We start from the raw sequence: 17,995 nt of genomic DNA, 5'->3' as shown, positions 1-17,995 counted from the left end.
TCCGTCGGTACGACGAACCGAGCGAAAGTGCGCGACGAGACCTGCCTATTTGGACTGTTGCTTGTCGATGCATGAGACGATTGCAGGCCCCGCAGTCGTTGATCCCCGGGCGGTAAGAAGCTGTGGCTTGTCGCTTATCCCGTCGGAGATGGCGATCTGCTTCTTGGCTGCGGCAAAAGCCTTTACGAACTCCTTTGCCTGCTCACCTTTTATCTGCGTTTGGGAAATCGCTAGATTGTCTCCTACCGCGCCAACCTCGCCTTCAGCATCGAACAGAAACTTGCCATCGAATGCGAATTTCAAAGTTGGCTTGAAGGCCTCAAGTCGAGCATCGAACGTGAAACCGGGAATGGATCGGATGGTCAGCCCTTCTTTCGCACTGTCACAGAGCAACATGACGCCGGATCGAAACGACGTCATGAATCCTACTGACACGCTGTCGCCACCGGAAAATAGATCGGCCTCCTTGTCCACCGACCACTCCCGGAAGCCGGCTTGGCTTACACCCACCGAAGCCAAAAATACAACTCCAGCAATACAGCATAGCTTATACACTTTATTCCCCCGAATTATGCGTTTGTTCAGCGATGTTCGATCCATGTCGTCAATTCTGCGTGACACCCCTATCCCCCGCCAGCCCTGCGGCCTAGCTTCTGCAGCAACGTCGGCCTGCCGCCAGATCGTCGGGCCCGTACAAGCACCGCAGGAGCAAAGCCATGGACTATGTCAAATTCGGCCCGACCGGCCTCGAGGTGTCGCGCATCTGTCTCGGCTGCATGACCTATGGGGAGCCGGACCGGGGCAACCATGCGTGGACGATGAGCGAGGAGGCGAGCCGCCCGCTGCTGCGCCAGGCCGTCGAGCTCGGGATCAATTTCTGGGATACGGCCAACGCCTATTCGGACGGCAGTTCGGAAGAGATTGTCGGACGCGCGATCAAGGATTTCTCCCGGCGCGAGGACATCGTGCTGGCGACAAAGGTGTTCAACCGCATGCGTCCGGGCCCGAACGGCGCCGGCCTGTCGCGCAAGGCGATCTTCGACGAGATCGACAACAGCCTGCGCCGGCTCGGCACCGATTATGTCGATCTCTACCAGATCCACCGTTTCGACCATGCCACGCCCATCGAGGAAACGCTGGAGGCGCTGCACGATGTGGTGAAGGCCGGCAAGGCCCGTTATATCGGCGCCTCCTCGATGCACGCCTGGGAATTCGCCAAGGCGGTATACACCTCGCGGCTGCACGGCTGGACCCAGTTTGTCAGCATGCAGGATCACCTCAACCTGCTCTACCGCGAGGAGGAGCGCGAGATGCTGCCCTTCTGCGAGGACCAGAAGATCGCCGTCATCCCCTGGAGCCCGCTGGCGCGCGGCCGCCTCACCCGCGACTGGAACGAGAGCACGTCCCGCCAGGAGAGCGACCAGTTCGGCAAGACGCTCTATAACCAGGCGGTCGAGAGCGACAGGCAGATCATCGATGCCGTCGGCGCACTCGCCAAGGCACGCGGCGTCTCCCGCGCCCAGATCGGCATCGCCTGGATCGCCCAGAAGAGCGCAGTCACCGCGCCCATCGTCGGCGCATCCAAACCGCACCATCTGACCGACGCCGTGGCCGCCCTTTCGGTGAAGCTGACGGCAGAAGAAGTCGCCACACTGGAGGCCCCATATGTGCCGCGCGGTATTGCCGGGTTCGCCTGAGATATCTTCGAGAGGGCCGCGCTTGCTCCTGCGTCGGCTTCGCTGGCAATTTCCAACACGGGTAGATGGGATGAACGCGGCATGGCAAGAAAATCATTGGCTTAGCCCGAGGTAAGGTCTCTCCGGCAAAGGCCACCTGCCCGCTCGAGGGCAGATGTCATGAAACGCCAGATGGCGATCGGCTATAGTGGATCGTCACGTCCTGTCCCGGCATCCGAGGATCTCCCCATGTCCACCGTCCCCTTCGAGGCCCGCCGCTTCCAGTCCACGGCCGAGTATTACCTGCGCTACCGCGTTCCCTATCCGGACACGCTGATTGCCCGCGTCGCCAACCGTTGCGGCCTGCAGATCGGAGATCCGCTGCTCGATCTAGGCTGCGGACCGGCCCAGCTCGGCATCGCCTTTGCTCGCCTGGGCGCCAGGGTGACGGCGATGGATCCGGAGCCGGAGATGCTGTGTGCCGCGACAGAAGGCGCCCGGGAAGCCGGCGTCGAGATGACCGTGCAGCAGGGCTCTTCCTACGACCTCGGCCCGGATATCGGTCCCCTCAAGCTTGCGGTGATGGGCCGCTCCTTCCACTGGATGGATCGGCCTGCGACGCTGGGAGCGCTCGACCGGCTGATCGTGCCGGGCGGCGCGGTCGTGCTGTTCCACGCCACCCATCTTGCCATGGTCCCGGACGGACGCAAGATCATCCAGCAGCTTGCCGAAAAATTCTCGCCGGAGCGCAGCGCCGACAGCGCCATCCGGCAGAGCAGCGAATGGCCGCGGCACGAGAGCATCCTGCTCCGCTCCACCTTCAACAATCTCGAGAGCATCGGTATCATCCGCGAGCGCCACATCGGCATCGACGATCTCGTCGGCCGCGCTCTTTCCATGTCCACCGCCTCGCCCCAGGCGCTTGGCGAAGACGCTGCTGCCTTCGAGGCAGCCGCGCGTACCGCGCTGACGGAGGCTGCACCCGATGGCAAATTTACCGAGATCGTCGAATCGACCGCCCTGCTCGCCTTTCGCGATTGACCGACAAGAGCAAAAACTAGACCTGTTGGCGAGCTAGCTGGCGATGGGTAGCCGCCAGAAACTCGTCGGCCATCGCCGCGTCCTCCATGGTGCGCGCCAGGATTACCGCACCCATCATCGCTGCAAGCGTGGCCAGCGCGTTGGCGCGACGCGCCTCGGGCGTCTCGCCGGCAACGATCTCGGCCAGCACATCGACCAGGTCCGTCAGTCCGCCTGAAAAGGTCGATTGCAGGCCGGCGCCCTGGCGGCTGACCTCCTGCGTCAGCGAGGCGAAGACGCAGGCGCGGCTCTGCAGATTGCGGCGCGACAGGTAATGCTGCAGCAGAACCTCCAGCGGATCGCCCTCGGCTGTCTCGACGATCTGCCGCCAGCGATCCCGGGTCTTTTCGACCAGTATCTTGCTTGCCTCTAAGGCCAGCTTCTCCTTCGATTCGAAGTGCCCGTAGAAACCGCCATGGGTGAGCCCCGCTGTCTTCATGATGTCGGCAACGCCGATCCCGTCGAAACCCTTCTCGCGAAACAGGTCGCAGGCAGCCTCCAGGATCAACGCCCGGTTTTCAGCAAATTTTTCGCGGCTCACGCGCATCGGCCTGCCTCTTCGAAATCGTTGCTTGACAATTTACATGACGACCATCATCAATGCAAGATACATGATGCCCGTCATGTAAAGGACAGGTCGCAGGCTTGCTGGACTTTGCCTCGGAGACGGGTGAATAGTCGCAGACACGGTCGCGCCGCAAACGCTCCGACCACCCGATCACTGGAACAGTCCCATGGTGTCCACTGCCCTAGCCTCGACGCTTGCACGCCGCAACATCCACTACGGATGGGTGGTGGTGGGTGCCACTTTCCTCACCATGCTGGTGACCGCCGGCGCCATGGGCGCACCGGGCGTACTCATCAAGCCGCTGCAGGACGAATTCGGCTGGAGCACATCGTCGATTTCCTCGGCGCTGGCCATCCGCCTTCTGCTATTCGGGCTGATGGGGCCCTTTGCCGCTGCCTTCATGAACCGCTTCGGCGTGCGCAACGTCATCATTTTCGCGCTCGTCACCGTGGCCATCGGCTTCATCGGCTCGCTCTACATGACGCAACTCTGGCAGCTGCTGCTGTTCTGGGGGATCATCGTCGGCTTTGGCACGGGGCTGACGGCGATGGTGCTGGCCGCCACGGTCTCGGCCCGCTGGTTCAGCAAAAATCGCGGCCTCGTGGTCGGCATGCTGTCGGCGAGCTCTGCCACCGGCCAGCTGGTCTTCCTGCCGCTGATGGCGGAGCTGACCCAGCGCTACGGCTGGCGCACCACCGTTGTCTTCGTCTGCACCATGCTGGCCGTCGCGGCCCTGGTCGTCATGGCGCTGATGCGCGACCGCCCGGCCGACCTCGGCCTGCCGGTCTTCGGCGAGGAAACAGTGACGCCCGTACCGAAGATCGACAAGAGCCTTGCTGCCATGCTGATGTCGCCGCTGCTGGTCCTGAAGGAGGTCTCGCGGAGCTCAACCTTCTGGATCCTGTTCACCACCTTCTTCATCTGCGGGCTGAGCACCAACGGGCTGATCCAGACGCATTTCGTCACCCTCTGCGGCGATTACGGCATCCTGCCTGTCGCAGCCGCCAGCGTGCTGGCCGTCATGGGCATTTTCGATTTCTTCGGCACGATCGGCTCGGGCTGGCTGTCCGACCGCTTCGACAATCGCTGGCTGCTGTTCTGGTACTACGGCCTGCGCGGCCTCGCCCTGCTGTTCCTGCCGTTCAGCCAGTTCGGTTTCTACGGCCTGTCGATCTTCGCCGTCTTCTACGGGCTGGACTGGATCGCCACTGTGCCGCCGACGGTCAAGATCGCCGCCGACCGCTTTGGCCCGGAAAAGGCCGGCATGGTGTTCGGCTGGGTTTTCACCGGCCACCAGCTGGGTGCTGCCACTGCCGCCTTCGGCGCCGGCCTGTCGCGCACCGAGCTCGACAGCTACCTGCCGGCATTCTTCGTCGCCGGCGCCTTCTGCCTGCTGGCCGCGATCCTGGCAATCACGCTAAGCAAACCCGGCATCACGCTTCGCCGCACAGCCACCGCCCACTGACACACACGAACCAACGTTTGCCCGGGCCCGCAAGGCCTGCCTGCAAACGCCCACCGACGGAAATTGCCGACGAGCCCCCGCGCCGTCTTGCGCCTGCGCCCACTCGCATGTTAGACACCCGCCTCGTCGGTATCCGTTGCCCCATTGGCGGAATTGGTAGACGCGCTCGACTCAAAATCGAGTTTCGCAAGAAGTGCTGGTTCGACTCCGGCATGGGGCACCACCACTGTTTTTTGACGTTGAAAGATTGACTTTTTTGGCACTAAACGTCCAGAAGACTTGCCCTGCACCAAAAAAGCTGGACACTTTTCTTCAGCCTGTGATCCTCAGCCTTCCTGATTTTATCTATTGAGACCCCCCATGGCACCGTCTGCAGGCCGTCTCTGATTGGCGGCGCCGTGTATCTGTTGACTTCCTTCGACGTCGTATGGCCCGTAATCGACATGATTTGGCGTTCCGATTGGATGGACAATGACGGAGCGGACAGGGCTCAAAAAATACGCCCGTCCTACAGAGGTCGGTTTTGACGAAGCGTTTGCCCATCGGGGCTCTAGGTCTTTATCTAAATTGCCACCTCTACCTAAAGAAGAACTTGCCTTTAAACACTATCGCGATATGAGTGGTAAATATTAACGGTTGATGCATATGTTCCAAGTTTTCAATAATGCTTCTAAGGCGCAAACAACTGGAAGTGCATTGGCGCCCATATTGTGGGCCATAGCAACCTTTGGAGCTTTGGCAACCGCCTTATATGTCGCCATGGCTGGATTAGCGGCCCATGTCGCGTTGGCTGCAACGATCGCAGTGCTGGGCTATTTCATTTATGTTTACAACTTCCTGCTCCACAACGACCGCGACCGAATTCATTCGGAGGCTCACATACAGAATATGCGAACGATCGATGGCAAGTTGATGGGAGACGACCAAAGATCTATAACGACTGTCGGGAACATGCCGCTGGGTAATCCTAATCTACTGGAGCATTAATATGACCATTGATGAAGACAATGGTATCAATTGTCATATGATTTACGGCCTGTACGAAAACGTAAACGTGGCTGGGTTTCAGAGATATTTACTAGATAGCGTCGATATATTGTCTTATTGGAATCATGTTCCGCTTATTTACTTTGTAAAAACTAAACTGGACACGAATGAGCTTACAGTAAAATTACAGGATTTCTTTAATAAGAACCTGTTTGTTGTAGCCGAAATCGACCCTATGAGCATCAGCGGCTGGCTGCCTATGCATTCGTGGGATTGGTTCAGGACGCCTGCACCACTCTACAAGCTACCATCCAACAAGCTGACGTATGGACAACTGCTATCTGGCATCGAAAATAACTCTTGATGCAACGTGTTTTGAAGCATTCTCTGGAGCGTCTGAGCATTTCAAGTATGACGGCTATTCGTGAGCCGGGCTACAGTTCTTCTCGCGAGGCTTCGTCATGAATGTAGCTTGTGAAAGGCGAAAATTGCAACTCTTCAAGCCGATACCTGGGCTGCAAGCTCACCTTCAGATTGAATTTGATTTGCCATCGCTTAGCTGAATTTTGATCGAAACCACTAAAAGCGACCTGCATGGGGCGCGACCACGCCGTATAGCGCTGAAAACTTGTTGAATTTCCAGCAATGCTCGCCACATCACCTGACAAACGTCATTTCCATATTGATAGAACTGCATGACCGAGAGATGTTTGTTGTCGACGGTGGGCTGATCTTGCTGTAACGCCGCCGCATGCTCCGAACAGTCATTATGTATTATTTGATCTCTTGTCTCAGTGCTGCAGCATTTGGAGGGCTGGCTTATTATCTGTACCTTAAGGGTGCCGATAATTATCGCACCTCGATCGACGAACCCGTCAATACGAAGCCTGTCGCGAAAAAAGGCGACCGCCTGAAGCCATCGGATGTAGTGCCGCCGGGCCGGCCGGGTTTGTAGGCAGCACTGGAAAGAATTCGGTTGGCACGTATCGAACCCCAACCTCTCCCCCCACCCTACAATTTTTGCCTTACGACAACTTGCAGCGTCGGCTTTCATAAAGCTTCAATCTTTCCGTCTGCTAATGAAGGAACGACCACGGCTTCAGGATGTTCGTCTTGCAAAATCGAGAGCACGTTCGATCACGGTCTTTCCTCGGGGCGAAAATTGTTCTGGAGGGCGGCTATTCCGTCTTCGATTGCATCGTCAGGGACATTTCGCCGGCGGGTGCGCGGTTGAAGGTGCAGAACGCCATCTCCATACCGGATACCTTCACACTGCTGCTGTCCGATGGACGCAGCTTCGATGCTACCGTCAAATGGCGTCGCATCGATTCCGTCGGCGTCAGCTTCCCGGTGCCCGACATCGCATAAACAGACAAATCCAACCCCCACCTCAGCCCAGCGGCCAGTAGACGTCCGAGCGAAAATCGTCGGGAATGCGCTCGAGCCGGGCCAGCGTTTCTGCGGCATAGGCGATCTGCATCTGGAGATAGCGCAGCGCCTTTGGCATTGCGGCGCCCGTGGCGAATTCGCGGATGCGCCACGTGTCATAGCCGGCCATTCCGATGCGCCGCATGGCTTCGGCATGAACATCGGCGGCAGTCGGCCGCACGGTCGGTGCCGTCAGCCGCGCTGCATTCCTGCCACCCTCGATCACCAGAAGCTTCATGGCTTGCTCCACAGATTCGCGTTAAAACGAGTGTGCGCCGTAACAGTCGATTTGCAATGCAGCAGACACGAAGCTGCCGCCCGCTGCAGCGCGATTGGGTCCGGCGTGACAAGTTTGCGACAGCGCCGGTGCTCAGCGCCATCACGAAAATTTTGCACAGGGCAGGTAGAAGCCGGCGCCGGCGCCATTTACAGCCCCGGTCGAGCCCCCTAAAGCTCTTGCACTGCAACCGGGAAAGGGAACGCATGCTGCGCAGACTGTACGACTGGACCATGTCGCTCGCCGGCCGGCCCTCGGCCGAAATCTGGCTCGCAGTCATCGCCTTCGTCGAAAGCTCGGTGTTTCTGGTGCCGGCCGACGTGATGCTGCTGCCGATGACGCTCGCCAAACCCCACCGCGCCTATCGCTACGCGCTGATTGCCACCGTCGCCTCGGTGCTCGGCGGCATCGCCGGCTGGGCCATCGGCTATTACGCCTTCGAGACCGTCGCCAAGCCGATCCTCGAATTCTACGGCAAGCTCGAAGCCTTCGACAAGCTGCGCAACGGCATCACCTACGAGACCGTCGTCCTCCTGCTGGTGACCTCGGGCCTCGCCCATCTGCCGCCGATCAAGGTGGTGACCATCCTGTCGGGCGTTGCCAACATCAATCTCGGCCTGTTCATCATCTCCGCCATCGTTGCCCGTGGCGCCCGGTTCTTCTTTCTCGCCTGGCTGCTGCAGCGCTACGGCGAACCGATCCGCCATTTCATCGAAAAACGCCTGGGCCTGATTGCCGGCGCCGTCGCGGCGGTGCTGATCCTGCTCTATATCGCCCTGCATTTCCTGACGCACTGAACGACCCCGGAGCCATACAATGACCGAGACGATCAACCCCGCCCGCCCCGCCTTCGGTTACGCCGCGCTTCTGGCACTCGGCATGTCGGCCACCGTCGGCTCGGCGCTCGGCTTCCAGTATATCGGCGGCTACACCCCTTGCGAACTCTGCCTGATGCAGCGCCTGCCCTACTACTACGGCATCCCTGTCGCCATTCTCGCAGCGCTGAGCGCACTGTTCGGCATGCCCGCCTGGCTCACCCGCGCGCTGCTTGCCGTGGCCGGCATCATGATGCTGGTGGGCGGCGGCATGGGCGTCTATCACGCCGGTGTCGAATGGAATTTCTGGGAAGGGCCGTCTTCCTGCACAGGGCCGGCCTTCTCGTCAACGACGCCTGCCAGCGGTGGCGTGCTCGGCAGCCTCAACAAGGTGCATGGTCCGTCGTGCTCGGTGGCTGCGCTGCGCGTGCTTGGTCTTTCCATGGCCGGCTGGAATGTCATTGCCAGCCTCATCCTCGCTGCCATCGCCGTTGCCGGCTTCCGCAAGGCGGCGTGAGCAAACCGCAGCCATCAGGGCTGCAGTTCGGTATCCCAGTAGAGATAGTCGAGCCAGCTTTCGTGCAGATAGTTCGGCGGAAACAACCGGCCGTTATTGTGCAGGTCTTGCACGGTCGGCTGGTACGGCTTCTGCGCCGGGAACATCTGTGCCTGCTTCGGCAGCTTGCTTCCCTTGCGCAGATTGCAGGGCGAGCAGGCGGCAACGACATTCTGCCACGTGGTCTCGCCGCCATGGGCGCGCGGGATGACGTGATCGAAGGTCAGGTCGTCATGGGCGCCGCAATACTGGCATTCGAAGCGATCGCGCAGGAAAACGTTGAAGCGCGTAAAGGCCGGATTGCGGGATGGCTGGACATAGCTCTTCAGGCAAACGACGCTGGGCAGGCGCATGGAGAAGCTCGGCGAAGAGACCGAGTGGTCGTATTCCGCAATGATATTCACGCGGTCTAGGAAGACGGCCTTGATCGCGTCCTGCCAGGACCACAACGACAAGGGATAATAACTCAGTGGCCGGTAGTCAGCGTTCAGGACGAGCGCCGGCAAGGCCTGGGGCGAAACTGCAATCGTCAAGGAAATCCTCCCGGTCGATTCATCTGCAGCACCATATTAGGCCTGTTGTTACAGGAATGTGAAGTCCAATAAATTCAGTGCAGAGCAGCATTTTTGGCATCCGTCAGCCGATCATCCGACGGGCAGAGCGACACGCGCCGTGCGAACCGCGTAAAATGCCCAAAAAAGCCGTGCCGCCACCGACCGCCACGGTGCCCACGCCGTCGCCAGCACAACCACCTGCCTGGCCGACGGGCGCGCTTCCATCCCGAAAGCCATGCCGACTGCTGCCTGCAGCGCGACGTCGCCCGCTGGAAACAGGTCGGCATGTCCGCAGCAGAACATCAGGTAGACCTCCGCCGTCCAAGGGCCGATACCCTTCACCGCTATCAACCTGGAAAGCCCCTCTTCCGGGCTTTTCGAACCGAGATCCATGAGGTCGAGTCGGCCCTCCGCCACCGCTGTTGCCACTCGCGACAACGTCTCGGCCTTGCCGCGCGACAGGCCGAACGCGCGCCAGGCATCGGGCGCCAGTGACACATAGGCCTCGGCGGGCGGTGGCCCTGCGGCCGCACACATCCTGGCCCAGATCGCTTCGGCGCTCGCCCGCGACACCGCCTGCGAGACGATGACATACGCCAGTCCGGCAAAACCGGGTTCACTCAGCCGCAACGGCAGAGTGCCGCACAGTGCGGCGATCGGGCGCAGGCGCGGGTCGCTCTCGAGCAGCGCTTCGAGCCCCTCCGCGATGTCGTCGGCGTCGCGGATAATACGCATTGCGCACTCCTCCTGTTGGCCGAAGCCCTCAAATCGTGGCAGAAGAAAGCATGATCGACCCGCCCCGTCAAAAGCCGACCTTCCGCTTTGCACCGAGCCCGAACGGGCCGCTGCATCTCGGCCACGCGCTGTCGGCGATCCTCAACCACGACATGGCGAGGGATGCCGGCGGCCGTTTCCTGCTGCGGATCGAGGATATCGACCTCGCCCGATGCACGCCGGAGCTGGAAGCCGCAGTCCTCTCGGATCTCGACTGGCTGGGGCTCGAATGGGAACGTCCGGTACGCCGGCAATCGGAACATTTCGACAGCTATCAGGGCGCCCTGTCCACGCTCATCGGGCGCGGCCTTGTCTATCCCGCCTTCATGACGCGCGGCGAGGTCCGCCAGAGGGTCCGCGAGGCCGAGCAAGCCAGCCGGCCCTGGCCCCGCGATCCCGATGGCGCGCCGCATTATCCGGCAGACGACCGCGACCGGAGCGACACCGAACGTCGACGCCGGATCGACGCAGGCGAGAAACATGCCTGGCGGCTGGACATGGCGAAGGCGCTTGCCGCCGTCCCGCAGACGCTGTCATGGATGGAGAGCGGCGACGGCCGGCGCGGCGAGATTGCGGCCGACCCCGGCGCCTGGGGAGATGTCGTCCTGTCGCGGTCGGATGCGCCGTCCAGCTATCACCTCTCCGTGGTTGTCGACGATGCCGCGCAGGGAATAACCCATGTGGTGCGCGGTCTCGACCTGTTCGCCGCGACCTCCATCCACCGCCTGCTGCAGGCCCTGCTCGACCTGCCGCAGCCGCTCTACCATCATCATCGGCTGATCACCGATCCCGATGGGCGAAAGCTGTCGAAAAGCTTCGGCGCCGTCGGGCTGGAAGCCCTCAGGGAGGAAGGCCTGTCACCGGCGGATATTCGCCGACGGATCGGGCTTTGAGGCGCTGCCGGCATCGAGCCCATAGTAATTGCGCGCAATCATCCGGCGGACACGGAACTTCATCAGCGCCGCATTGATCTCGGCACCGATGATGAAGATCACACCGACCATGTAGAGAAACACCAGCACGATCATAACAGACGCCAGCCCCGCATAGGTGGCGGTGTAGTTGGCGAAGGTCTGCAGATAATAGGCAAAGATCAGCGCGCCCGCGAGCCACGACAGCAGGGTCAGAAGTACGCCCGGTACGACATCCAGCACCTTGCGCCGCCCGGCCGGCAACCAGAGATGGACGATCAGCAGCCCCGCGGTGAGGGCGAACAGCGTGCCGTAGATACGCCAGCTGGCAACGATATCCAGCGTATCGGCAAGCCAGGGTAGCTTGGCGCGGATGTAGTCGAGCACCACAGGCACGGCCAGCAGCAGGATGCTGATCGCCGCAAAGATCAGCACCGCAATCAGCACATAGCCGAGGCTGGCGAGCCGGGTGAAATACCACGGCCGCGTTTCCGGCACGCGGTAGGCGCGATTGAGCGAGATGCGCAGCGCCTCGACGCCGTTCGAGGCGAAATAGGCGGCGGCCAGCACGGAGACGGTCAGCAGTCCGCCGCGCGGGATCGTCAGCACCTGCAGCAGCTGGTCGGCAAGCGGCTTGGCAATGGTCTCTGGCCAGGTGTCGAAGATCAGGTGGATGGCCGTACCGGAAAACTGGCTCGCACCGAGAAAGCTCGCCAGCGCGGTGCCGAAGATAAGAAAGGGAAAGACAGCAAGAAGCGTCGACAGGGCGACGTGGCTCGCCATCGCAAAGCCGTCGTCCTCGATGAAGTGAAAGATCGCGTCGTAGACCACCTTGTAGAGCGTACGAAGAACCGTCTGCATTCCATCTCCGCAGTGCCCGGTCGGCGACCGTGGGTGAGTTGATTGTATCGTCGCTGCGAATATGGGAAACGACGCATGCTTTGTACAGGAATCATTGCATGATGGATCACCGCGTCATCATCATTACGGGCTGTTCGACCGGTATCGGCGCCCATTGCGCCCGGGCATTGAAGGCCGATGGCTGGCGGGTCTTTGCGACCGTCCGGAAAGATAGCGACCTTGCCCCGCTCGAGACCGACGGCATCGAGGCGCTGGTCATGGACTATACGGAGACCGCAACCATCACGGCGCTGGTTGAAACGGTCGCCGCGCGCACCGGCGGACGCATCGATGCCCTGTTCAACAACGGCGCCTATGGCCAGCCCGGCGCAGTCGAGGATCTGCCGACGGACGTATTGCGGCAGCAATTCGAGACCAACCTGTTCGGCTGGCACGAGCTGACGCGGCAGGTGATTCCGCTGATGCGCCGGCGCGGACAGGGTCGCATCGTCCAGTGCTCGTCGATCCTCGGCCTCATCCCCTATCGTTTTCGCGGTGCCTACACCGCCTCCAAATTTGCGCTGGAGGGACTGAGCATCACCATGCGGATGGAACTGCAGGGATCGGGCATCCATGTCAGCCTGATCGAGCCCGGGCCGATTGCCTCGCAGTTCACGGCGACGGCGCTGGCGCGCTTTGAAGCCAATATCGATATCGAGGGTTCGGCCCATGCAGCCGAATACCGCCGGCAGCTGGCGCGACTGAATGGCACAGGCCCCGTCAATCGTCACAAACTCGGTCCCGAGGCCGTTTATTCTGTGCTAAAGCATGCGCTGGAGGCGAGGAGGCCTCACCCGCATTATCTGGTAACGACCCCTGCCAGGCAGGGAGCGTGGTTGAAGCGGCTTTTGCCGGCCGATCTCTTCTACCGCCTGATGCGTCGGTTCGATTGAGGAGGGAGGATCAGTTCGATGTCTACTTTTACCTATATTCTTGCGATCATCTTCATGGGCCTCGTCGCCATCGTTCTGGTGCGCGGCCTGTTCAACATGACGCGCGGCGACAATCCAAGCCTGTCCAACCGGTTGATGCAGATGCGCATCCTCCTGCAGGCAGTAGCGATCATCTTGATCATGCTGACCCTGTGGCTAACCGGCGGCGGGCGACCTACCTGAGGCGAAAACCATGGTCAAACTCAACAAGATCTACACCAGGACAGGCGATGACGGCACGACGGGACTGGTCTGCGGACCGCGCCGGCTGAAGCACGATTTGCGCGTCGAATCCTACGGCACCATAGACGAAGCAAATTCGGCAATCGGCATCGCCAGGCTACACAGCCACACCATGCCTGTGCTCGACATGATGCTGATGGCAATCCAGAACGACCTGTTCGACCTCGGTGCAGACCTTTCCACGCCGGAAACCGACGAGCCTCCCGCATGGGAACCGTTGCGCGTCATCGATACGCAGGTCGAGCGGCTGGAACGGGACATCGACTACCTCAACGGCGAGCTTCAGCCGCTGACCTCGTTCGTGCTGCCCGGCGGCAACGCGGCAGCGGCCCACCTGCATCTAGCCCGCACGATCGCACGCCGGGCGGAGCGGCTGATGGTGGAGTTGTCCCACACCGAGGGCGAGCGCGTCAGTGCCCCGGCGCTGCATTACATAAATCGCCTCTCCGATTTCCTGTTTGTCGCGGCAAGGCACGCCAACGACCAAGGTCGTGCCGACGTGCTCTGGATACCGGGCAAGAACCGCTGACGACGGTTCCTGCATGTGCTCTGCCGCGACGATTTCGCAACCCCGGCAAAATCGACCTTTTGCGGCGGGCAAGCGTTGTATTTGGAGAAAAAACGCGTATCGATGTCGCCAATCGACAAATGGATTGGCGCTAAAAAGCGCATTTTCCGGGCGACCAGTTGAAGGAAGGATTGCATGAAAATTCTCGTAACCGTGAAGCGGGTTGTCGACTACAACGTCAAGATCCGCGTCAAGCCGGATGGCACAGGCGTCGAGCTTGCCAACGTCAAGATGTCGATGAACCCGTTCGACGAAATCTCGGTCGAGGAAGCGCTCCGCATGCGCGAGGCCGGCAAGGCAACGGAAGTGGTCGTCGTATCGATCGGCCCGGCCAAGGCCGAGGAAACGCTGCGCACGGCTCTCGCCATGGGTGCCGACCGCGCCATCCTGGTCGAGACCGACGATGCCGTCGAGCCGCTGAACGTCGCCAAGATCCTGAAGGGCGTTGCTGAAGCCGAGCAGCCCGGCCTGATCATCGTCGGCAAGCAGGCAATCGACGACGACAGCAACCAGACCGGCCAGATGCTGTCAGCCCTGATGGGCATCGCCCAGGCAACCTTCGCGTCAAAGATCGAGATCGGCGATGGCAGCGCCACCGTCACCCGCGAAGTCGATGGCGGACTGCAGACCATCGACATCAAGCTGCCAGCCGTCGTCACCTCTGACCTTCGCCTCAACGAACCGCGCTATGCCTCGCTGCCAAACATCATGAAGGCCAAGAAAAAGCCGCTCGACAAGAAGACGCCAGCCGATTTCGGTGTCTCGACGGAAGCACGCCTCAAGGTGTTGAAGACGGAAGAGCCAGGCGGTCGCAAGGCGGGTGTCAAGGTTGCCTCGGTCGCCGAACTGGTGGACAAGCTCAAAAACGAAGCCGGCGTGCTCTAACTTACGGAAAGGACGATCCAAAATGGCCATTCTTCTTCTGGCTGACCACGACAATGTCAGCCTTTCCGACCAGACCGCCAAGACCCTGACCGCCGCAGCTAAAATCGGCGGCGACATCCATGTGCTGGTATCAGGCAAGGGCGCCCGGGCTGCGGCCGACGCTGCTGCAAAGCTGTCCGGCGTCTCCAAGGTACTGCTCGCCGAAAGCGACGATCTCGCCAACAATCTTGCCGAACCTCTGGCTGACCTGATCGTCTCGCTGGCCGGCAGCTACGACACCATTATCTCGGCTGCCACCTCGGTCGGCAAGAATGTCCTGCCGCGCGTTGCAGCGCTGCTCGACATCGCGCAGATCTCGGAAATCATCGAGGTCGTTTCACCGGACACGTTCAAACGGCCGATCTACGCCGGCAATGCCATCCAGACGGTCCAGTCGACCGACGCCAAGAAGGTGATCACGGTGCGCACGGCATCCTTCGCTTCGGCGGAAGAAGGCGGCTCGGCTGCTGTCGAAGCCATCTCGGCTGTTGCCAATCCCGGCCTGTCGACCTTCGTCGGCGACGCGCTGTCCTCTTCGGACCGTCCGGAACTGACTTCTGCCAAGATCATCGTTTCCGGCGGCCGCGCGCTCGGCTCGGCGGAAAAATTCCGGGAAGTCATCCTGCCGCTTGCCGACAAGCTCGGTGCTGCCGTCGGCGCCTCCCGCGCTGCCGTCGATGCAGGCTATGCGCCGAACGACTGGCAGGTCGGGCAGACCGGCAAGGTGGTTGCGCCCCAGCTCTACATCGCAGTCGGCATTTCCGGCGCCATCCAGCATCTCGCCGGCATGAAGGATTCGAAGGTCATCGTTGCCATCAACAAGGACGACGAAGCACCGATCTTCCAGGTTGCCGATTACGGTCTCGTCGGCGATCTGTTCGAACTTCTGCCGGAGCTTGAAAAGGCGCTTTGAGCCGACGGGACCCGGTTTGTCCAATGCGGACGACTGGAAACTTCGCTCTTATCAGTCTATCAATAGTGCCGGGCTAGAAATGGCCCGGCATTATTTATAAACGGACGGGCCGCATCAATGAAATGCGCCGACCAAGGAGTGGGCGATGAGCACGATTTTGAACGCGATCGGTATTGTCGGCGCCGGCCAGATGGGCTGCGGCATCGCCCAGGTTTCCGCAGTTGCCGGCTACAAGGTCCACATCTACGACCTTTCGCAGGAACGCATCGAAAGCGCGCTGGCGACCATCAACGGCAACCTCGCCCGCCAGGTCTCATCAGGCAAGCTGACCGATGACAATCGCAAGACCGCGCTGGCGCTCATTTCCGGCTCCGCCGATGTCAACGATCTGGCGCCGATGGATCTGGTCATCGAGGCTGCCACCGAGGAAGAAAGCGTCAAGCGCAAGATCTACACACAAGTCTGCGCCGTGCTGAAGCCGGACGCCATTCTCGCCACCAACACCTCGTCGCTGTCGATCACCCGGCTTGCCGCGTCTACAGACCGCCCGGAACGCTTCATGGGCATCCATTTCATGAACCCGGTCCCGGTGATGAAGCTGGTCGAACTGGTGCGCGGTATCGCCACGGAGGAGGCGACCTTCAAGGTGGCGCGCGACTATGTGAGCTCCCTCGACAAGACCTTCACCGTTTCGGAAGATTTCCCCGCCTTCATCGTCAATCGCATCCTCCTGCCGATGATCAACGAGGCGATCTACACGCTCTATGAAGGCGTCGGCACCGTCGATGCCATCGACACCGCGATGAAGCTCGGCGCCAACCATCCGATGGGCCCCTTGCAACTGGCAGATTTCATCGGCCTCGACACCTGTCTATCGATCATGCAGGTGCTGCATGACGGCCTGTCGGACTCGAAATACCGGCCCTGCCCGCTACTGGTGAAGTATGTCGAAGCCGGCTGGCTCGGCCGCAAGTCAGGCCGCGGCTTCTATGACTACCGTGGCGAAGTGCCGGTCCCGACGCGCTAGGAACCATCCGCTGTCTCAGGCGATAGCTGGTCTCCCCGTCATAACCCGGTACTCGCTTGCCCGCCGCTCCAGTAGACGCTCGAAGGCGGCCTTTATCGCCAGCACGTAGGGCGTCTTGTATTCGAACCCCGGGTTGTCGTTATGGATCAGCATCGAGGCGTTGACCTCGAAGACGACCACCCTGCCCTCGGCATCGAGCGCACAGTCTATGCCGCAATAATCGAGACCGACCTGCCGGCGAATGGTCTCCAGTGCTGCCATACCCGATATTCCGAAAATGCTGGCCGGATCGGCAAGGAACGCCTGCTCTTCCATCCGCATCCACTCCACATCGCCCATCCGGGTCGACGCATGATGCACCTTCCAGCCATCGCCGATTGCCAGGTGGTAGGGAAGAATTTCATCGCCGACGAACAGGAAGCGATACTTCCGGAACAGTCCGTCGGCGGAGCGGTAGTCGACATAGTCCGTCAGGTAGAGCATGCGCTCGCCGGCTTCCTCGGCAAAATCCAGCAGTGCTTCCGGGCTGTCGACAAGCTCCATCATCTCGCCGCCATGGGTGGTCGCATGGCGGACGATGACCGGCAGGGACGGCGTGGCCTGGTCGCGCACGCGGCGGCAAAGGTCACCGGCATCGATGCGCACCGTCGCCGGCATCACCGTATCAGGGACATGGGCCAGTCGCTGCGAGATCGATTCGCGATCCGTGCCCAGGATCAGCCGGGGATGGTTGACCACAGGCCTTCCGAGTGAGTCCGCAAGATCGATGGCCGAGGCGATCACATCGAGACCGAAATCCGTTTCGGAAACGAGGTTGACGACGACATCGACGCGGGGGTCCCGAACGTCAGGATCGTTGCGATAGCCGCGCAGAACCATGATCACTTCGCTGTCGAAGCGACCGCCATTGATCAGATCCTCGTAGGGCGTATTGCCGGCTTCGGGCGAGAACAGCATGAGGATGCGAAATCTGGCTGGCTTCTGCGCGGCCGGATAGTTGCGTACCACGCCCTTCTCGGCGACGGTCAGAAAGCAGGCATGGGCTCCCGCTGAATTGCCGAGCCTCAGCTCGAAAGTACCGCACAGAAGCAGCGCCTCCTGGCTTTCCGGATCGAGACGCAGGGCCGCCTGTGCGGTCTCCAACGCCTCCAGTCTCCGGCCAAGCTGCTCGAACGCCTGCGCCTTGTTGCAAAGGCATTTGATGTGGCCGGGCAAGCGGGCCAACCCCTTGTCATAGGCCTCGATCGAAAGGGCGAACTGTCCCATGCGCTGCAGAAAATTTCCGCGTTTCAGCCATGCAGCGGCCTCGTCCTCGGCAGACAGGCCGATCATCGGTGCCATGATGGCAGAAACGTGCTGCGAAAAATCCGCCTCGGGCTGGCTCATCGGTATGGCTC

The 17,995-nt window shown here is 60.9% G+C and carries 23 protein-coding genes and 1 tRNA gene; 16 read left to right on the top strand and 8 right to left on the bottom strand.

What is annotated here, in order from left to right; translation table 11 throughout:
- Window positions 1-45: 45 nt before the first annotated feature.
- Window positions 46-474, bottom strand: coding sequence for a hypothetical protein (locus tag EQW76_RS13095; protein WP_142824807.1), 429 nt, complete (start codon window positions 472-474; stop codon window positions 46-48).
- Between the two features lie 242 nt (window positions 475-716).
- On the opposite strand from EQW76_RS13095, the gene EQW76_RS13090 reads away from it, so the two are divergent.
- Both EQW76_RS13090 and EQW76_RS13085 read left to right on the top strand, forming a co-directional pair.
- On the top strand, window positions 717-1,697 hold the full coding sequence (locus tag EQW76_RS13090) for an aldo/keto reductase (RefSeq protein ID WP_142824806.1): 981 nt from the start codon (window positions 717-719) through the stop codon (window positions 1,695-1,697).
- 228 nt (window positions 1,698-1,925) lie between these two features.
- Window positions 1,926-2,717 carry a class I SAM-dependent methyltransferase gene (locus EQW76_RS13085; protein ID WP_142824805.1) on the top strand — a complete coding sequence of 264 codons (792 nt, stop codon included), beginning with the start codon at window positions 1,926-1,928 and terminating at the stop codon, window positions 2,715-2,717.
- Window positions 2,718-2,733: 16 nt separating this feature from the next.
- Here the strand turns inward: EQW76_RS13085 and EQW76_RS13080 are convergent, their stop codons facing one another.
- Window positions 2,734-3,303 carry a TetR/AcrR family transcriptional regulator gene (locus EQW76_RS13080; RefSeq protein ID WP_142824804.1) on the bottom strand — a complete coding sequence of 190 codons (570 nt, stop codon included), beginning with the start codon at window positions 3,301-3,303 and terminating at the stop codon, window positions 2,734-2,736.
- A gap of 187 nt (window positions 3,304-3,490) precedes the next feature.
- Here EQW76_RS13080 and EQW76_RS13075 point away from each other — a divergent pair, with 187 nt between their 5' ends.
- From EQW76_RS13075 to EQW76_RS13060, 4 genes are all read left to right on the top strand, one after another.
- Window positions 3,491-4,789, top strand: coding sequence for an MFS transporter (locus EQW76_RS13075; protein ID WP_142824803.1), 1,299 nt, complete (start codon window positions 3,491-3,493; stop codon window positions 4,787-4,789).
- A gap of 138 nt (window positions 4,790-4,927) precedes the next feature.
- Window positions 4,928-5,012 (top strand) — tRNA-Leu (locus tag EQW76_RS13070).
- 422 nt (window positions 5,013-5,434) lie between these two features.
- Complete coding sequence (locus tag EQW76_RS13065) at window positions 5,435-5,776, top strand: hypothetical protein (RefSeq protein WP_142824802.1); 342 nt, start codon at window positions 5,435-5,437, stop codon at window positions 5,774-5,776.
- Between the two features lies 1 nt (window position 5,777).
- Window positions 5,778-6,140 carry a hypothetical protein gene (locus tag EQW76_RS13060; RefSeq protein ID WP_142824801.1) on the top strand — a complete coding sequence of 121 codons (363 nt, stop codon included), beginning with the start codon at window positions 5,778-5,780 and terminating at the stop codon, window positions 6,138-6,140.
- 70 nt (window positions 6,141-6,210) lie between these two features.
- Here the strand turns inward: EQW76_RS13060 and EQW76_RS13055 are convergent, their stop codons facing one another.
- Window positions 6,211-6,444: a hypothetical protein gene (locus tag EQW76_RS13055; RefSeq protein ID WP_142824800.1), complete on the bottom strand. Its 234-nt coding sequence runs from the start codon at window positions 6,442-6,444 to the stop codon at window positions 6,211-6,213.
- A gap of 445 nt (window positions 6,445-6,889) precedes the next feature.
- Between EQW76_RS13055 and EQW76_RS13050 the strand changes: the two genes are divergently transcribed.
- Window positions 6,890-7,144, top strand: coding sequence for a PilZ domain-containing protein (locus EQW76_RS13050; RefSeq protein ID WP_224127895.1), 255 nt, complete (start codon window positions 6,890-6,892; stop codon window positions 7,142-7,144).
- A gap of 22 nt (window positions 7,145-7,166) precedes the next feature.
- On the opposite strand, the gene EQW76_RS13045 is transcribed toward EQW76_RS13050, so the two are convergent.
- Window positions 7,167-7,442 carry a hypothetical protein gene (locus tag EQW76_RS13045; protein WP_142824798.1) on the bottom strand — a complete coding sequence of 92 codons (276 nt, stop codon included), beginning with the start codon at window positions 7,440-7,442 and terminating at the stop codon, window positions 7,167-7,169.
- A 245-nt stretch (window positions 7,443-7,687) separates the two neighbouring features.
- Between EQW76_RS13045 and EQW76_RS13040 the strand changes: the two genes are divergently transcribed.
- Both EQW76_RS13040 and EQW76_RS13035 read left to right on the top strand, forming a co-directional pair.
- Window positions 7,688-8,278 (top strand): YqaA family protein, encoded by a 591-nt coding sequence (locus EQW76_RS13040; RefSeq protein ID WP_142824797.1) that lies wholly within the window; start codon window positions 7,688-7,690, stop codon window positions 8,276-8,278.
- Between the two features lie 19 nt (window positions 8,279-8,297).
- Window positions 8,298-8,813 carry a disulfide bond formation protein B gene (locus EQW76_RS13035; RefSeq protein ID WP_142824796.1) on the top strand — a complete coding sequence of 172 codons (516 nt, stop codon included), beginning with the start codon at window positions 8,298-8,300 and terminating at the stop codon, window positions 8,811-8,813.
- Window positions 8,814-8,827: 14 nt separating this feature from the next.
- Here EQW76_RS13035 and EQW76_RS13030 read toward each other — a convergent pair whose 3' ends face one another.
- Window positions 8,828-9,385 (bottom strand): HNH endonuclease, encoded by a 558-nt coding sequence (locus EQW76_RS13030; RefSeq protein ID WP_111219936.1) that lies wholly within the window; start codon window positions 9,383-9,385, stop codon window positions 8,828-8,830.
- 111 nt (window positions 9,386-9,496) lie between these two features.
- Window positions 9,497-10,141, bottom strand: coding sequence for a DNA-3-methyladenine glycosylase (locus tag EQW76_RS13025; protein WP_142824795.1), 645 nt, complete (start codon window positions 10,139-10,141; stop codon window positions 9,497-9,499).
- Between the two features lie 50 nt (window positions 10,142-10,191).
- Between EQW76_RS13025 and gluQRS the strand changes: the two genes are divergently transcribed.
- Window positions 10,192-11,073, top strand: a complete 882-nt coding sequence (gene gluQRS, locus EQW76_RS13020; RefSeq protein WP_142824794.1) for a tRNA glutamyl-Q(34) synthetase GluQRS — start codon at window positions 10,192-10,194, stop codon at window positions 11,071-11,073.
- Here the strand turns inward: gluQRS and EQW76_RS13015 are convergent.
- Window positions 11,038-11,952, bottom strand: coding sequence for a YihY/virulence factor BrkB family protein (locus EQW76_RS13015; RefSeq protein ID WP_142824793.1), 915 nt, complete (start codon window positions 11,950-11,952; stop codon window positions 11,038-11,040). The genes gluQRS and EQW76_RS13015 overlap by 36 nt on opposite strands.
- Window positions 11,953-12,050: 98 nt before the next feature.
- On the opposite strand from EQW76_RS13015, the gene EQW76_RS13010 reads away from it, so the two are divergent.
- The 6 genes from EQW76_RS13010 to EQW76_RS12985 all read left to right on the top strand — a co-directional run bounded on the left by EQW76_RS13010 (window position 12,051) and on the right by EQW76_RS12985 (window position 16,598).
- Window positions 12,051-12,884, top strand: a complete 834-nt coding sequence (locus tag EQW76_RS13010) for an SDR family oxidoreductase (protein ID WP_142824792.1) — start codon at window positions 12,051-12,053, stop codon at window positions 12,882-12,884.
- A gap of 18 nt (window positions 12,885-12,902) precedes the next feature.
- Window positions 12,903-13,106 carry a twin transmembrane helix small protein gene (locus tag EQW76_RS13005; protein WP_111219926.1) on the top strand — a complete coding sequence of 68 codons (204 nt, stop codon included), beginning with the start codon at window positions 12,903-12,905 and terminating at the stop codon, window positions 13,104-13,106.
- Window positions 13,107-13,116: 10 nt separating this feature from the next.
- Complete coding sequence (locus EQW76_RS13000; RefSeq protein WP_142824791.1) at window positions 13,117-13,695, top strand: cob(I)yrinic acid a,c-diamide adenosyltransferase; 579 nt, start codon at window positions 13,117-13,119, stop codon at window positions 13,693-13,695.
- 174 nt (window positions 13,696-13,869) lie between these two features.
- Window positions 13,870-14,619, top strand: a complete 750-nt coding sequence (locus EQW76_RS12995; protein WP_142824790.1) for an electron transfer flavoprotein subunit beta/FixA family protein — start codon at window positions 13,870-13,872, stop codon at window positions 14,617-14,619.
- A 22-nt stretch (window positions 14,620-14,641) separates the two neighbouring features.
- Entirely contained in the window at window positions 14,642-15,571 is a 930-nt protein-coding gene (locus tag EQW76_RS12990) for an electron transfer flavoprotein subunit alpha/FixB family protein (RefSeq protein WP_142824789.1), read from the top strand.
- A 145-nt stretch (window positions 15,572-15,716) separates the two neighbouring features.
- Entirely contained in the window at window positions 15,717-16,598 is an 882-nt protein-coding gene (locus tag EQW76_RS12985; RefSeq protein WP_142824788.1) for a 3-hydroxybutyryl-CoA dehydrogenase, read from the top strand.
- Between the two features lie 15 nt (window positions 16,599-16,613).
- Here EQW76_RS12985 and EQW76_RS12980 read toward each other — a convergent pair whose 3' ends face one another.
- A complete protein-coding gene (locus tag EQW76_RS12980; RefSeq protein ID WP_161990916.1) occupies window positions 16,614-17,984 on the bottom strand; it encodes a tetratricopeptide repeat protein in 1,371 nt (456 codons plus the stop codon).
- Window positions 17,985-17,995: the final 11 nt, after the last annotated feature.

It is taken from the genome of Rhizobium sp. rho-13.1 (assembly GCF_007000305.1).
Lineage (GTDB): Bacteria > Pseudomonadota > Alphaproteobacteria > Rhizobiales > Rhizobiaceae > Rhizobium > Rhizobium rhododendri.
The sequence above is the reverse complement of the archived record's forward strand: the minus strand, read 5'-3'. Positions and strand labels throughout refer to the sequence as shown.

Coding starts and splice junctions, on each gene's coding strand:
- EQW76_RS13090 (WP_142824806.1), top strand. CDS start 717: ATGGACTATGTCAAATTCGGCCCGACCGGCCTCGAGGTGTCGCGCATC.
- EQW76_RS13085 (WP_142824805.1), top strand. CDS start 1,926: ATGTCCACCGTCCCCTTCGAGGCCCGCCGCTTCCAGTCCACGGCCGAG.
- EQW76_RS13080 (WP_142824804.1), bottom strand. CDS start 3,303: ATGCGCGTGAGCCGCGAAAAATTTGCTGAAAACCGGGCGTTGATCCTG.
- EQW76_RS13075 (WP_142824803.1), top strand. CDS start 3,491: ATGGTGTCCACTGCCCTAGCCTCGACGCTTGCACGCCGCAACATCCAC.
- EQW76_RS13065 (WP_142824802.1), top strand. CDS start 5,435: ATGTTCCAAGTTTTCAATAATGCTTCTAAGGCGCAAACAACTGGAAGT.
- EQW76_RS13060 (WP_142824801.1), top strand. CDS start 5,778: ATGACCATTGATGAAGACAATGGTATCAATTGTCATATGATTTACGGC.
- EQW76_RS13045 (WP_142824798.1), bottom strand. CDS start 7,442: ATGAAGCTTCTGGTGATCGAGGGTGGCAGGAATGCAGCGCGGCTGACG.
- EQW76_RS13040 (WP_142824797.1), top strand. CDS start 7,688: ATGCTGCGCAGACTGTACGACTGGACCATGTCGCTCGCCGGCCGGCCC.
- EQW76_RS13035 (WP_142824796.1), top strand. CDS start 8,298: ATGACCGAGACGATCAACCCCGCCCGCCCCGCCTTCGGTTACGCCGCG.
- EQW76_RS13025 (WP_142824795.1), bottom strand. CDS start 10,141: ATGCGTATTATCCGCGACGCCGACGACATCGCGGAGGGGCTCGAAGCG.
- gluQRS (WP_142824794.1), top strand. CDS start 10,192: ATGATCGACCCGCCCCGTCAAAAGCCGACCTTCCGCTTTGCACCGAGC.
- EQW76_RS13015 (WP_142824793.1), bottom strand. CDS start 11,952: ATGCAGACGGTTCTTCGTACGCTCTACAAGGTGGTCTACGACGCGATC.
- EQW76_RS13010 (WP_142824792.1), top strand. CDS start 12,051: ATGATGGATCACCGCGTCATCATCATTACGGGCTGTTCGACCGGTATC.
- EQW76_RS13005 (WP_111219926.1), top strand. CDS start 12,903: ATGTCTACTTTTACCTATATTCTTGCGATCATCTTCATGGGCCTCGTC.
- EQW76_RS13000 (WP_142824791.1), top strand. CDS start 13,117: ATGGTCAAACTCAACAAGATCTACACCAGGACAGGCGATGACGGCACG.
- EQW76_RS12995 (WP_142824790.1), top strand. CDS start 13,870: ATGAAAATTCTCGTAACCGTGAAGCGGGTTGTCGACTACAACGTCAAG.
- EQW76_RS12990 (WP_142824789.1), top strand. CDS start 14,642: ATGGCCATTCTTCTTCTGGCTGACCACGACAATGTCAGCCTTTCCGAC.
- EQW76_RS12985 (WP_142824788.1), top strand. CDS start 15,717: ATGAGCACGATTTTGAACGCGATCGGTATTGTCGGCGCCGGCCAGATG.
- EQW76_RS12980 (WP_161990916.1), bottom strand. CDS start 17,984: ATGAGCCAGCCCGAGGCGGATTTTTCGCAGCACGTTTCTGCCATCATG.